The following is a 13,373-nucleotide window of genomic DNA, read 5'->3' as shown; positions in this document are numbered from 1 at the left end:
TTTCGCCGCTGCCTGAACTGCCAGAAACCTTATGTTTTCGTGCCTACCATCGTTAGTGCCGACTCTGGCGAAACTTCGCTAGTTTCACCCGATTTACGCCGCTTTACCTCGACCACGCCATTTTCCATTCCGCGCGGCCCAACAACAATCTGCCACGGTATACCAATCAAATCCATCGCCGCGAGCTTTGCGCCCGGTCTTTCGTCACGATCGTCAAGAAGCGGATCATGCCCCGCTGCCGCCAGCGCATCATATAATGACTGGCACGTTGCATCACAAATGGCATCCCCCGGCTTTAGATTGACCACCGCAACACCGAATGGCGCCACCGAATCCGGCCAGATAATACCCTTATCATCGTGGCTAGCCTCGATAATACCGCCAACGAGGCGAGAGACGCCAATGCCGTACGACCCCATATGCACCGGCACATTCTTGCCATCAGGACCGCTGACCGTAGCCCTCATGGCCGCTGAATATTTTGTACCAAAATAGAATATATGACCAATTTCAATACCGCGCATGGTCATAAGATCATCATCGGCAACCGGACAATTGGCGGGGTCATGCTTTTCATCTGCACGCGCATAGATTGATGTAAACCTATCAACAAACGGCTGTAAATCAGCATCATAGTCAATATCGGCCAGAAGGTCGGTTTTCAGCCAGTCTTTGTGAAAATAAACACCGCTCTCGCCGGTCTCGGCCAAAATGATAAATTCATGGCTCATATCACCGCCGATCGGACCAGTATCTGCCTCCATCGGGATTGCCGTCAGCCCCATCCGCGCAAAGGTTTTCAGGTATGAGACAAACATTTTATTATAGGCGATGCGTGCGGCCTCACCATCCAGATCAAACGAATAGGCATCTTTCATCAGAAATTCACGTCCCCGCATAATGCCGAAACGTGGCCGCACCTCATCACGAAACTTCCACTGAATATGATAGAGGTTCAGCGGCAACGCCTTATAGCTGCGGACGTGCGAGCGAAAAATATCGGTAACCTGTTCTTCATTGGTTGGCCCATAAAGCATATCACGGTCGTGCCGGTCTTTGATGCGCAGCATCTCTGCACCATAATCGTCATAGCGACCGGACTCCTGCCAGATTTCTGCCGGTTGCAGCGTGGGCATCAAAATTTCAAGCGCCCCAGCGCGATCCTGCTCTTCACGAACAATAGTGGCGATCTTATCCAGAACCCGCTTGCCAAGCGGCAGCCATGAATAGATACCAGCACTAGATTGCTGGATCATCCCCGCGCGAAGCATCAGGCGATGCGAGGCGATCTGAGCCTCTTTCGGGGTTTCTTTTAAAACAGGTAGAAAATACTGGCTTAAACGCATCTGTTTTCCTTCTATAGAAGATGGCGCATTCATCATTTATTGGCTGAATTAAACCGCAATCCCTAACCCAGCTTTAAGAGCGCCAAATTAGGATGAGATTGCCTTTAACACAAGGGCGGCAACCCGTCTTCGTTAAAAAGATCGTCCAATAACGTCTTATCTACTAGTTGAAGGCTGTCTGGCGACCATTTTGGGGCGTTATCGCGGTCAACGAGAACAGCACGCACCCCCTCGACATAGTCAGGGCGCCGAATCATTCGCATCGCTAGGTGAAAATCCAGCGACAGCGCTTCGGTCACATTGGTAATGCGATCAGCCTCATACAACAAACGCCAAAACAGCTTGATCGACACTGGACATCGACTGTAAAAGGCCTCATTGACATGGCGAACTAGCTTGTCATTTGGGCGCAATTGGGCAAGGTCTAGGGCGCGTTCCTGCATGTCTTCCGGCGTCACATCACCCGCAAAAATATGATTAATTACCGGCATATGATGGTTTAATGCTGGCACGCCCGGATCGGTCTCAAAACGCCTAATCACATCATCAATATCGGCCGTTGCACAGGCCAGTAAAGCGGCTTTTACGGTTTCAACCTGATCGGATGGCAGCATTGATGTGGCCAGCCCCAGCATCATGCAATCGGCGCCTTGGATAATATATCCGGTCATGCCAAGCAACCGTGCAACCGGCAAGGGACAACGCCCAAGAAACAGGCTGGCCCCGACATCAGGGAACAGACCAATGCTGGTTTCCGGCATCGCAAAGCGTGTGGTCTCGGTCATAATGATATGCGTGCAATGCTGGGCAAGCCCTGCCCCACCACCCATCACCACCCCATCACAAAGCGCAATAATGGGTTTCCCAAATTCAGCGATTGCAAGATCAACCAGATACTCACCCCGGAAAAACGCGTCTGCCTCACCAAAACTTCCGGCCAGAATGGTATCACGCGCTTGCCGGATATCGCCGCCCGCGCAAAAGGCACGCGCTGCACTGCTGGCAATCACGACATGGCCGATCGCCGGATCATTGCGCCAGTCCATTAAAATTGCACGGATCTCTGCTACCATCTCTGCCGTCAATGCGTTTAGTGCTTTTGGACGATCAAGAGTGATCAGGCCAGCAACGCCGGTAACGTCATTGTGAATATGCGTCTGTGCCATTGCAGAAACGTTCCCAGATCGTTATGAATAGTTGGTTTTTAGATCAGATACGGATAACCAGCCCATGATCAGAGGTCAATACCCATCCACAAGGATGCGGCGCAATCGTAACCGTGCATTTTCGCGCCGGCTTGTTGCCGAAAACCGTCTAGACACAGCCGATCTGATCTGGCCACTTTTTGTCATCGAAGGTCACGATATGGCCGAACCGGTTGCGGCAATGCCCGGTGTTTTCAGATATTCGATTGACCGGCTTTTACAGCAGGCAGCCAAGGCGGTTGAGCTAACCATTCCGGCAATTGCTATTTTCCCATCTATTGATGCGGCCTTGAAGGATGACGCCGGCAGCCTTGCGCGTGATGGGCATAACCTTGTTTGCCGTGCGGTTGCGGCGGTGAAGTCTGCCTATCCTGACCTTGGTGTCATATGTGATGTTGCGCTTGATCCCTTTACCTCCCACGGACATGACGGATTGCTGGATCAAGGCGAAATTCTGAATGATGAAACCATCGCAGTTCTATGTGAGCAGGCAGTCCATCAGGCCAATGCCGGCTGTGACATTATCGCCCCATCGGATATGATGGATGGGCGGGTTGGCGAGATCCGCGCCGCGCTGGATGCAGCTGGCCAACAGAATGTGCAGATTATGGCCTATGCAGCGAAATATGCGTCTGGATTTTACGGGCCGTTCCGTGACGCGGTTCGGGCTGGTGCATCGCTTGGCAAGGCGGGAAAATCGACCTATCAGATGGATCCGGCAAATGGTGATGAGGCGATGCATGAAATCGCGCTTGATCTGGCCGAGGGGGCTGACATGGTTATTGTCAAACCGGGAATGCCCTATCTCGATATTTTGGCGCGGGCCAAGGCTGAATTTGGTGTGCCTTGTATTGCCTATCAGGTATCGGGCGAATATTCGATGCTCTGCGCGTCTTTTGAAAAAGGGTGGCTCGATCGTGAGCGCACCATTTTCGAGGCAATGATTTGTTTCAAACGCGCTGGTGCCGATGCCATCTTGACCTATTTTGCGCCTGAAATTGCCAGTATGATTCGGCGTTAATCGCCGGTTTTGGCTTTTTTTCAAGGTTTCGTGCCCAGATGGGGATAGGGTCGCAATTGATGGCAAGCGCGGTTTATTATCCGTCGTTATCAGGCAATCACCGCCAGCTTGACAGAGATAGGTAACGACAATCAGCCATAGTTGCTGATAGGATTAAATCCTTAACGGGCACAAAAAGACAATCCATCATCATCGTCTCTTGCGCCTGATTGCCATAAGGGGGAACAGATAATGGCAGTAAGTGCTGATCAAATCCGGCGAACGGCTGATCTACTTAACGGGCGGGTTATTCGCACACCAATGCTCGAGGCCCCGATGTTGTCGCGCAATCTCGGCTGTGATCTCTATTTAAAGCTGGAATGCCTGCAACACACATCATCATTCAAAGCGCGTGGTGCGTTAAATGCGATGCTTGGCCTAACCGATGAACAGCGCCGACGCGGGGTGATTGCCATGTCGGCGGGCAACCATGCACAGGCGGTTGCCTATCACGCCGAACATATGGGCATCCCCGCAACCATTGTCATGCCAGCGCAAACGCCTTTTGCCAAGGTTGCCCGCACTCGTGCCTTTGGGGCGAAGGTTGTGCTTGAGGGGCGTAATCTGAATGAATGCGAAGGTACGGTAAATGAATTGATAAAGGCCAATGGTCTGACGCTGATCCACCCTTATGACAATGAATTGGTGATGATGGGGCAAGGCACTGCCGGTCTTGAAATGCTTACCGACCAGCCGGATTTGGATATTCTTGTTGTGCCGATAGGCGGCGGCGGTTTGATTGGCGGCATTGCCACCATTGCCCGCGATATGCGCCCGAATATAAAGATTTATGGCGTCCAGACCGAACTTTACCCCAGCATGAAACTGGCCATTGCAGGCGAAGACATCACTTGCGGCGGGGAAACCCTCGCCGAAGGCATCGCGGTCAAGAAACCCGGCGGGGTCACGCTGCCGGTTGTTGACGCATTGGTTGATGATATCCTGCTGGTGAATGAACGCGCCCTTGAATGGGCTGTTGGCGCGCTTATTGAACAACAGCGCATTGTCGCCGAAGGCGCTGGTGCCGCTGGTATCGCCGCAATTTACGCCAATCCCGGCCTATTCGCTGGCAAAAAAATTGGCACAGTGATTTGCGGCGGCAATATTGACCCCCGCCTGCTCGCATCAATTCTCAATCGAAATATGGCGGTTGATGGCCGGATTGCGCGATTACGGATTGATATTTCCGATGAGCCCGGAATGCTTGCGGCAATTTCAACCAGTATTGGCAAATGCGGCGGCAATATCGTCGAGATCTATCATCAAAGGCTATTTTTTGATGTACCGGCAAAGCTGGCAAAGATTGACGCCGTTGTCGAAACCCGCGGGCCTGACCATGTTGACGAAATAATTGCTGCACTCCGCGCCGCCAATTTTCAGGTTCGCCAGCTCGATGATAGCGCCAGCTAACAAAAATTAACTGTTTATCTCGATGTTTGACCTTGATTTGCGATAGGCCTTTTGGGCACTCTAGCATGATGGATCAGGATAAACGGTTACACCGCAAGATACCGCTTTCCATGCGGCTGAGCATGCGCAGTGACTGCCCCTATATTGAGGGTCAGACTGAACAGCGCATCGCGGTTGATATTACAGAAAACCCTAATTGTCATGATGGGCTGGCCCGCGCCGGCTTTCGGCGTGTGGAAAACTGGGTTTACCGGCCGGCCTGCCCGCAATGCACTGCCTGCTTGCCGTGGCGCGTTGACGTCAATAGATTTATCCCTAGCCGAAATATGGCTAGGATCATTAAGAAAAACAGTGATCTGACACGGCGCATATCAAGCCCAGACCCGACAACCGCGCATTACCGCCTGTTTAAATCCTATGTCACAAAACGGCATGATGATGGGCAAATGGCGCGCATGGATCAGCATGATTTTGTGAGCATGATCAATAACAGCCCGATCGAAACAGTGTTGATCAGTTATTATGACAGCGCGGATATGCTGGTTGGCGCGGTGCTTGCCGATCTTCAATCTGATGGATTAAGCGCTGTTTACAGTTTTTTTGATGCAGAGCAGAGTGATCGTTCGCTTGGCACTTTTATGGTGACCGACATGATGGACATCGCCAAGGATTTGTCGCTGGCATGGCTTTATCTTGGCTATTATGTCGCCGAAAGTCGCAAGATGGCCTATAAGGCGCGTTTTGGCCCTGCCGAAATTTTCAAAGAGGGTTTTTGGCAAGCCGCCGATGGCGCCCTCGCCTCGTCGGCCTAACCCGCGGCTTGGGTCATTAGGAGATTATTGTGGATACGTCTTTTGAACAATTACGCGAGGTCGATCAACCCACAATTCGCGCTAAAATCAGATCAGGTTCCTATTGCGATCACACATCCGGCCTCGCAAATGGCTTTTTGCAGGCCAATCTTGTGATTCTTGATCAATCCTATGCGCTGGATTTCATGCGGTTTTGCCAACGCAACCCAAAACCGTGCCCGCTTGTTGGCGTTACGGATACCGGATCACCGTTTATGCGAACGCTTGGTGCCGATATTGATATCCGCTCGGACGTGCCATCCTACCATATTTATCGGCACGGCGTGCTTGATGACACAGTCAGTGATATTACCGCGCTTTGGGACGATCACATGGTCGGATTTGCGCTTGGCTGCTCATTTACCTTTGAGCATGCGCTGATCCGCGCTGGTATCAAGGTTTGGCATATCGACAATGATCGCACCGTGCCAATGTTCAAAACTAACATCAAAACGATTGAAGCTGGCCCCTTTTCAGGTCCAATGGTCGTGAGCATGCGCGCAATCCCACAAGACAAGCTGGATATGGTGCGCGCGATATCTGCAACGTTTCCGATGGCGCATGGTGCGCCGGTTCATTGGGGTGGCCCAGCAGCGATTGGCATTGACGATCTTAATGCCCCTGATTGGGGCCATGCTGCGCCGGTTGGGGATGGTGAGATTGCGGTTTTCTGGGCGTGCGGTGTGACCCCGCAAGTAGCCATTCTTAACGCTAAACCACCAATATCAATCACCCACAAACCGGGTCAGATGTTGATTACCGACATCGATGAAGATGCTGAAATCCCCATCGTTAATGGGGCGCGGTAAGACAAGGGCTTTACCGCGGAACAGGATATTTCCGGCCCGTTTCTTGGTGAATTTTGCCCGAATAAAATTGATCCAGCCAAATCACGTCACCCAAATCACGTCACCCAAATCACGTCACCCAAATCACGTCACCCAAGCACGTCACCCGAACACGTCACCCGAACACGCTAAAAGGATGCTAGGTGAATTTTGCCGGACGCGGAAAGCCGTTTGGCGGCAATTTTCCAGCACCACCACGGCGCGCCAGCCAAGTCGATAGGTCGGTTTCGGTGCGCACACGCCCGCCGCCTGCCAACCAAGACAGCCCCTTTGCCCGATCAAAAACCGTGATATCGGCAAGGCCACCATCCTTAAATCTCTGTAAAATAACGCCTTTTCCGCGTCCCATTTCAGGAACCTCATCAAGGCCGAAAATAATCAATTTCCGGTTAACGCCAACCGATGCAACCGTATCGCCCGCGACAATCGCGCATGCGACAGCCCTTGCAGTTCCCGAAAGATTGAGAACCTGTTTGCCATTGCGCGTTTGCGCCAAGGCGCCCTGCATATCGACCACAAGCCCATGACCGGTGCTGGCCGCAACCAGCATTTTCCCGTCACCGGCAAGCAATAATTTAACGATATCGCAATCGGCAGGCAGATCAACCATTAGGCTAACCGGCTCGCCAAAGCCGCGTCCACGCGGTAATTTATCGCCTGACAGCGTGTAGAAACGGCCATTATCAGCAAATAGCAGGATTTTGTCAGTCGTTTCGGCATGCAGCACATGACCTGCTGAATCGCCTTCCTTATATTTGAAATCACTATCCAGATCCTGATGGCCGCGCATCGCCCTGATCCAGCCATTGGCCGAACAAATCACTGTAATCGGTTCGCGTTCAACCAGAATTTCAGTTGGGTCAAAATCAATTTTCGGTGCGTCTGCAAGGATAGTTTTACGCTTATCTTGTTTAATAAACGTGGCTTTCATATCCTTGATTTCTATGGAAATAAATGACCATTGCCTCTCCTCATCGCCAAGCAGTTCTTTCAACTCTGCCTGCTCAGCTGCCAGCTTATCACGCTCAGATCGTAGCGCCATTTCCTCAAGCCGGCGAAGCGAGCGCAGACGCATATCCAACACTGCATTCGCCTGATTTTCGGTCAGCCCAAAGCGGCGCATCAATTCGTCACGCGGATGATCTGCCTCACGGATGATGGCAATCACCTCGTCAATATTCAAAAAGACAATGAGATAACCATCAAGCACTTCAAGACGGCTGGCGATTTTGGCAAGCCGGTGGTGCGAGCGGCGTTGCAGCACAACCCGGCGGTGCGCCAGCCAAGCGTTTAATGCCATCCGCAAATCCATCACAATTGGACGGCCATTGGCATCGAGAACGTTCAAATTCAGCGGCACCCGTACTTCCAGATCGGAAAGTTTAAACAGACTTTCCATAACCACTTCAGCCTCAAGCCGTCGCGATTTTGGCTCAAGCACGATACGAATATCCTCGGCCGACTCATCACGAATATCGGCCAGCACGGGCAGGCGTTTTGCTTGCAGCATTTCGGCAAGCCGCTCAATCAATCGTGATTTCTGCACCTGATACGGGATTTCGGTCACGACAATTTGCCATGCCCCCCCCTTTTCAGTCTCAACCTCCCATTTAGCCCGAACCCGAAAACCGCCTCGCCCCGTTGAATAGGCTTCTTTGATTGATGCCTCGGGCTCGATCAACAGCCCGCCGGTCGGAAAATCAGGCCCTTTGACATAATTCATCAAGGTTTCAATCGAGGCATTGGGGTGTTTGATCAGATGCAAAGAGGCATCGGCAAGTTCGATGATATTATGTGGCGGAATTGATGTTGCCATGCCAACGGCAATGCCTTGCGCACCATTCGCCAGCAAATTTGGAATGCCAGCCGGCAACAAACATGGCTCTTCAGCTTCACCATCATAAGTGGGCCGGAAATCGACCGCATCTTCGTCAATGCCATCAAGCAACAGACGCGCCACTTCGGTCATCCGCGCCTCGGTATACCGCATCGCCGCCGCGTTATCGCCGTCAATATTGCCAAAATTCCCCTGCCCTTCGACAAGGCAATAGCGCATTGCAAATTCCTGTGCCAAGCGCACCATTGCGTCATAAATCGCCGCATCACCATGCGGGTGGAATTTACCCATCACGTCGCCGACAACACGCGCCGATTTCTTAAATCCCTGACCCGGATCCAGCTTTAGCTGGCGCATCGCAAACAACAGCCGGCGGTGAACCGGCTTTAACCCGTCACGCACATCGGGAAGCGAGCGCGACGTGATGGTTGATAACGCATAGGCAAGATAGCGTTCTGACAAGGCATCAGAAAAAGCGGTTGGTTCAATACGCCCACCAATGGGAATTTCAACATCATCACGCATAAATTGGCCTCATCACTTCATTACCTGCCGTTATAACGACTATCAACCATATCGGCTAGACGTTTACGTTGCGCTGGCAAGTCTAAATTATGCGCAGCAAAAACCCGCTTGGATAAAAAATGGCCAGTCAGATCCAGTCCGGCAATCCAGTCATGCTTGCCGCAGTCAACGCCGCCAAGAAATGCTGGCAGCATCAGCATCCGGCTAGCAAAGCTGCCAGCCTGATAGCGTGCCACCGCACCGCCTGATTTTGGGCTTACATAGGCTAAATCATTCGTTTGGCCGCTAGCGACACATCGGGCCAGATCAAGCCTGTAACCAACCGCCGCTAGCAGCCCCAATTCCCAGCGCACATAGCCTTCAATCCAGCCAGCGTTTTCATCATCCAGAACAATCAGCTCAAGCAGCGCCGCACTTCCCTCATAGAGGCCCGGCTGTGCCTCACGCTCGGGCAAGGCGCCATCAAGCAATGCGCACATTGAGGCAACACCAGATAGGCGTAGGGGCGAATCCAGTAATAACGCTGGTATTGATTGGATCAATTCAACCTGCATCTGGCCAAGCTGTTCGCTGAGCCGCGCCCGCCAGCTGATCCGCACCCGGTTTCCTGGCTGCATAACGCCGCGCATCTTTGCTGACGCGCCGCCGCGGACCAGACCGGCATGACGGCCATAATCAGCCGTCAAAACTGATAAAATTGCGCTGCCTTCGCCATGGGGGCGAACCGAAAGAATGATCGCCTCAGCCTGCCAATCAGGCATTATAATCTAGATCCCACAAATTATAGCGAGCCGAGTCATCCATCCAGTCTTTTCGGTACTTAACGTGTGAAAACAGATGCACCCGTCGTTCTAATGCCAGTTCCAGCTCTTTGCGCGCGGCGGTACCAATGCGGCGCATGGTCTGCCCGCCCTTGCCAAGGATGATGCCGCGATGCCCCTCACGGGCGACATAAATCGACAGGTGGACCTCGACACTACCATCGTCGCGATCTTCCCAGCTTTCAGTTTCCACTGTCAATTGATAGGGCAGTTCTTGATGAAGATTCAAAAACAGCTTTTCGCGCAGCGTTTCAGCCGCCAGCAATCGCAGCGGCATATCCGATAAATCGTCAGGATCAAATAGGAATGGACTTCTTGGCATTTTGCTGGCCAGCCATGATTTCAAATCATTAACGCCATTTCCGGTTTCGGCCGAAACCATGAAAATTCGCTCAAACTCATAGATTTTTGACATCTCGTCAGCGCGTTCCAATAAACGCTCCTGCGGTGCCAGATCAATCTTGTTCAAAACCAGCGAAGCCCGCCGCCCCGATGCGGCCAGTTTGTTCAGAACATTGCTTGTATCATCGTCAATCAAACGTCGCGCACAATCATGCAAAAGCAATAGAACATCGCCATCCTCAGCACCTTGCCAAGCCGCCTGCACCATCGCCCGATCCAACCGGCGCTTAGGGGTGAAAATACCGGGGGTATCCACAAAAACCATTTGCACATTTTTATGCATCGCAATGCCCCGAATGCGGCTTCGCGTGGTCTGCACTTTGGGTGTTACGATTGACACTTTATGGCCAACCATGGCGTTCATTAATGTTGATTTTCCAGCGTTCGGTGCGCCAATCAAAGCAACAAAACCGGCCTTTGTATCGATAGGTGACAAACCTGTTGTTACCGGGGTTTCGGTATCGTCGTTGTGATCACTCATAAAGCTGAAGTCCTTTCTTGCAGCTTTTTCAGCAAGGCTGCTGCTGCGGTTTGTTCGGCGATTTTGCGGCTGCCGGCGGTGGCAATGACTGCGTCATACCCCTTTATTTTAACCTCATAGGTCATTTTTGGCGCATGATCAGGGCCAGATTTCGCCACTTGCCGATAGACGGGCAAGCCATGGCCGCGTTGCAGGCTCCATTCCTGTAAACTGGATTTGGCGTCTTTTTCATTGCGCGCATCAGCGGCAGTGTTTAGCGGCCAATGCCTGTTCAAAAAGGCGCGTGCCGGCAACAACCCCGCATCAAGATAGATTGCCGCCATTAAACTTTCGACAACATCTGCCAGCACTCCGTCATTCTGCGCAATATCAAACCCGTTTTGAGATTTGATATAATCGGCAAGATGCAAGGTTTTGGCTATTTCTGCCAAGGTCGACATGCGCGCCTCACCATGCAGCCGCAATGACAATGCACCCTCATCATCGTCAGGAAACTCGGCAAAGAAATGATCCGCTAACAACAGCCCCAAAACGCGGTCACCCAGAAATTCCAACCGCTCATAGCTTTGTGAAGATTCGGTACAGCTTGAATGGCTCAACGCTTCGTGCAGAATTTTTCGGTCAGTAAACTGATGGCCGATGGCCTGTTCAAGCTTTTCCAGCGGGTCCGCACTCATTAAATAATGCCATCTCCAATGCGGCCATAGCGGATTGCGAATGGCCATTTCCAGAATTCCCAGATCCGCGCATTGCCATTATGGCTGAAAAACAGACGGTCTGCCCGGCCCACCAGATTTGTTTCTGGCACCATACCAACTGCGGTTGTGCGGCTATCACGTGAATTATCCCGATTATCACCCATCATGAAATAATGTCGCTTAGGAACCTCAAAAACCGGCGTATTGTCATAATAGTCCTCGTCCGAACGCTCTTGGATCAAGTGGCGCGATCCGTTCGGCAGGGTTTCCTCATAAACCTTGAAATTCATCACCGCAAAGCCGTTACCAGCTGTCGCCTGCCCCAAATATGTCCGCTTAACGGCAACATCATTGATATGCAGCACCCCGTCACGAACCTGAACCCGGTCGCCGGGCAAGCCAACAATCCGCTTGATAAAAACAACATCGGGATCGGTTGGCTGGCGGAACACAGCAACGTCACCGCGCTCTGGCGTATCCTCGAAAACACGCCCGTCAAACGGTGCGATACCAAACGGAAACGAGTAGCGCGAATATCCATATGAAAATTTTGAGACAAACAGGTAATCGCCCACAAGCAATGTTGGCACCATCGACCCTGACGGAATATTAAATGGCTCAAAAAGAAACGACCGGAACCCTAGCGCTATGAGACCAGCAAAAAATACGGTTTTGATAAGCTCAAATTTGCTTTCCTGACGTTTTTTACTCATTTGATTTGATCCATTCAGCCGGTACGGCGCTAATCACGATAAATGCCAAGGCATAGGGTGGCTCGTCGCTAAGTGACACGGCCAGATTGGCGTTATACCCATCCGGCGTCATTGTCTCAAGCGCCGTTTTACAGCGTCCGGTCAAATTCACGATCGGCGCACCTGACGATGCGGATAGAGTTTCCGCCTCACGCCAGCCACATCCCGCCACTCCAGACGCGCTCAACGCCTTATAAACCGCTTCTTTCACGGCAAAGCGTTTGGCCAGATAACCGGCCGGATTACCGGTCTTTTCAGCGGCGTTTATCTCGGCATCGGTAAATACCCGTTTTACAAATTTATCGGGATACTGGTTCATTGCCGCTTGAATTCGGCGACTATCGACAAGATCAGTGCCAATGCCAAGGATCATGTAATCATCCGCTTTTGCGCGTCTGCACGCGCGGCATCCATCAGGTGACGCATTTTGGCAATCGCGGCCTCAAGACCGCAAAAAACGCTCTCACCGATTAGAAAATGACCAATATTAAGTTCTTCCATTTCCGCAATCGCCGCTATTGCGCCAACCGTATCAAATCCAAGCCCATGTCCGGCATGCGTTTCAATGCCGAGGCTTGCGCTATGCCGTGCCGCCTGCTTGATCCGCATTAACTCGCCGGTGCGACCTTGGGCATCATGACAATAACGCCCGGTATGAAGCTCGACAATATCAGCACCAATTGCCTTGGCCGCATCAATAACAGCTGGATTGGCCTCAATAAATAACGACAAACGAATACCAGCTTGCTTTAGCGGGCCAAGCATGTCAGCTAGCCTATCTTCATGCCCAACAACGGCAAGCCCGCCCTCTGTTGTTACCTCTTCGCGTCTTTCTGGAACTATGCAGGCAGCATTCGGCTTGGTTTTGAGGGCGATTGCAACCATCTCGGCAGTTGCCGCCATTTCAAAATTCAGCGGCGCGTCAATGGCCTGCCGGATCGCGGCAATATCATCATCACTAATATGCCGCCGATCTTCGCGAAGATGCGCTGTGATGCCGTCGGCCCCGGCCTTGATTGCAAGTAACGCTGCGGCAACTGGATCTGGATGCACACCGCCACGCGCATTCCGCAAGGTTGCGACATGGTCGATATTCACGCCAAGGCGTAATGGTTTAAATTGATGTTGCAAAACACC

At 52.0% G+C, this 13,373-nt stretch carries 13 protein-coding genes; 4 read left to right on the top strand and 9 right to left on the bottom strand.

Annotated features, from left to right (window positions below):
- Window positions 1-29 precede the first annotated feature (29 nt).
- Window positions 30-1,346: a proline--tRNA ligase gene (gene proS / locus AB8881_00500; protein ID XDZ63409.1), complete on the bottom strand. Its 1,317-nt coding sequence runs from the start codon at window positions 1,344-1,346 to the stop codon at window positions 30-32.
- Window positions 1,347-1,450: 104 nt separating this feature from the next.
- Window positions 1,451-2,512: an enoyl-CoA hydratase/isomerase family protein gene (locus tag AB8881_00495; GenBank protein XDZ63408.1), complete on the bottom strand. Its 1,062-nt coding sequence runs from the start codon at window positions 2,510-2,512 to the stop codon at window positions 1,451-1,453.
- Window positions 2,513-2,576: 64 nt separating this feature from the next.
- Between AB8881_00495 and hemB the strand changes: the two genes are divergently transcribed.
- The 4 genes from hemB to AB8881_00475 all read left to right on the top strand — a co-directional run bounded on the left by hemB (window position 2,577) and on the right by AB8881_00475 (window position 6,681).
- The gene (gene hemB / locus AB8881_00490; GenBank protein ID XDZ63407.1) at window positions 2,577-3,572 is read left to right on the top strand and encodes a porphobilinogen synthase; all 996 of its coding nucleotides are present in this window, start codon (window positions 2,577-2,579) and stop codon (window positions 3,570-3,572) included.
- Between the two features lie 231 nt (window positions 3,573-3,803).
- Window positions 3,804-5,021, top strand: coding sequence for a threonine ammonia-lyase (locus AB8881_00485; protein ID XDZ63406.1), 1,218 nt, complete (start codon window positions 3,804-3,806; stop codon window positions 5,019-5,021).
- 65 nt (window positions 5,022-5,086) lie between these two features.
- Window positions 5,087-5,833: an arginyltransferase gene (locus AB8881_00480; GenBank protein ID XDZ63405.1), complete on the top strand. Its 747-nt coding sequence runs from the start codon at window positions 5,087-5,089 to the stop codon at window positions 5,831-5,833.
- 29 nt (window positions 5,834-5,862) lie between these two features.
- On the top strand, window positions 5,863-6,681 hold the full coding sequence (locus AB8881_00475) for a putative hydro-lyase (protein ID XDZ63404.1): 819 nt from the start codon (window positions 5,863-5,865) through the stop codon (window positions 6,679-6,681).
- Window positions 6,682-6,859: 178 nt separating this feature from the next.
- Here AB8881_00475 and parC read toward each other — a convergent pair whose 3' ends face one another.
- The 7 genes from parC to AB8881_00440 are packed head-to-tail and all read right to left on the bottom strand — an operon-like array spanning window position 6,860 to window position 13,367.
- Entirely contained in the window at window positions 6,860-9,082 is a 2,223-nt protein-coding gene (gene parC / locus AB8881_00470) for a DNA topoisomerase IV subunit A (GenBank protein ID XDZ63403.1), read from the bottom strand.
- A gap of 20 nt (window positions 9,083-9,102) precedes the next feature.
- Window positions 9,103-9,843: a DNA repair protein RecO gene (gene recO, locus AB8881_00465; GenBank protein ID XDZ63402.1), complete on the bottom strand. Its 741-nt coding sequence runs from the start codon at window positions 9,841-9,843 to the stop codon at window positions 9,103-9,105.
- Window positions 9,836-10,786 carry a GTPase Era gene (gene era, locus AB8881_00460; protein ID XDZ63401.1) on the bottom strand — a complete coding sequence of 317 codons (951 nt, stop codon included), beginning with the start codon at window positions 10,784-10,786 and terminating at the stop codon, window positions 9,836-9,838. The genes recO and era overlap by 8 nt, the downstream gene beginning before the upstream one ends.
- Window positions 10,783-11,463: a ribonuclease III gene (gene rnc, locus AB8881_00455; protein ID XDZ63400.1), complete on the bottom strand. Its 681-nt coding sequence runs from the start codon at window positions 11,461-11,463 to the stop codon at window positions 10,783-10,785. Before rnc ends, era begins: the two co-directional genes overlap by 4 nt.
- Entirely contained in the window at window positions 11,463-12,197 is a 735-nt protein-coding gene (gene lepB / locus AB8881_00450; protein ID XDZ63399.1) for a signal peptidase I, read from the bottom strand. The genes rnc and lepB overlap by 1 nt, the downstream gene beginning before the upstream one ends.
- Window positions 12,190-12,609 carry a holo-ACP synthase gene (gene acpS / locus AB8881_00445; protein ID XDZ63398.1) on the bottom strand — a complete coding sequence of 140 codons (420 nt, stop codon included), beginning with the start codon at window positions 12,607-12,609 and terminating at the stop codon, window positions 12,190-12,192. Before acpS ends, lepB begins: the two co-directional genes overlap by 8 nt.
- Window positions 12,606-13,367, bottom strand: coding sequence for a pyridoxine 5'-phosphate synthase (locus tag AB8881_00440; GenBank protein XDZ63397.1), 762 nt, complete (start codon window positions 13,365-13,367; stop codon window positions 12,606-12,608). Before AB8881_00440 ends, acpS begins: the two co-directional genes overlap by 4 nt.
- Between the last annotated feature and the right edge of the window lie 6 nt (window positions 13,368-13,373).

Source organism: Alphaproteobacteria bacterium LSUCC0396 (genome assembly GCA_041228345.1).
Classification (GTDB): domain Bacteria; phylum Pseudomonadota; class Alphaproteobacteria; order Puniceispirillales; family Puniceispirillaceae; genus UBA3439.
Note: the sequence above shows the minus strand (reverse complement) of the source record. Positions and strands in the feature narration are given on the sequence as shown.

Coding starts and splice junctions, on each gene's coding strand:
- acpS (XDZ63398.1), bottom strand. CDS start 12,609: ATGATCCTTGGCATTGGCACTGATCTTGTCGATAGTCGCCGAATTCAA.
- AB8881_00485 (XDZ63406.1), top strand. CDS start 3,804: ATGGCAGTAAGTGCTGATCAAATCCGGCGAACGGCTGATCTACTTAAC.
- lepB (XDZ63399.1), bottom strand. CDS start 12,197: ATGAGTAAAAAACGTCAGGAAAGCAAATTTGAGCTTATCAAAACCGTA.
- recO (XDZ63402.1), bottom strand. CDS start 9,843: ATGCCTGATTGGCAGGCTGAGGCGATCATTCTTTCGGTTCGCCCCCAT.
- parC (XDZ63403.1), bottom strand. CDS start 9,082: ATGCGTGATGATGTTGAAATTCCCATTGGTGGGCGTATTGAACCAACC.
- rnc (XDZ63400.1), bottom strand. CDS start 11,463: ATGAGTGCGGACCCGCTGGAAAAGCTTGAACAGGCCATCGGCCATCAG.
- era (XDZ63401.1), bottom strand. CDS start 10,786: ATGAGTGATCACAACGACGATACCGAAACCCCGGTAACAACAGGTTTG.
- hemB (XDZ63407.1), top strand. CDS start 2,577: ATGATCAGAGGTCAATACCCATCCACAAGGATGCGGCGCAATCGTAAC.
- AB8881_00480 (XDZ63405.1), top strand. CDS start 5,087: ATGATGGATCAGGATAAACGGTTACACCGCAAGATACCGCTTTCCATG.
- proS (XDZ63409.1), bottom strand. CDS start 1,346: ATGCGTTTAAGCCAGTATTTTCTACCTGTTTTAAAAGAAACCCCGAAA.
- AB8881_00495 (XDZ63408.1), bottom strand. CDS start 2,512: ATGGCACAGACGCATATTCACAATGACGTTACCGGCGTTGCTGGCCTG.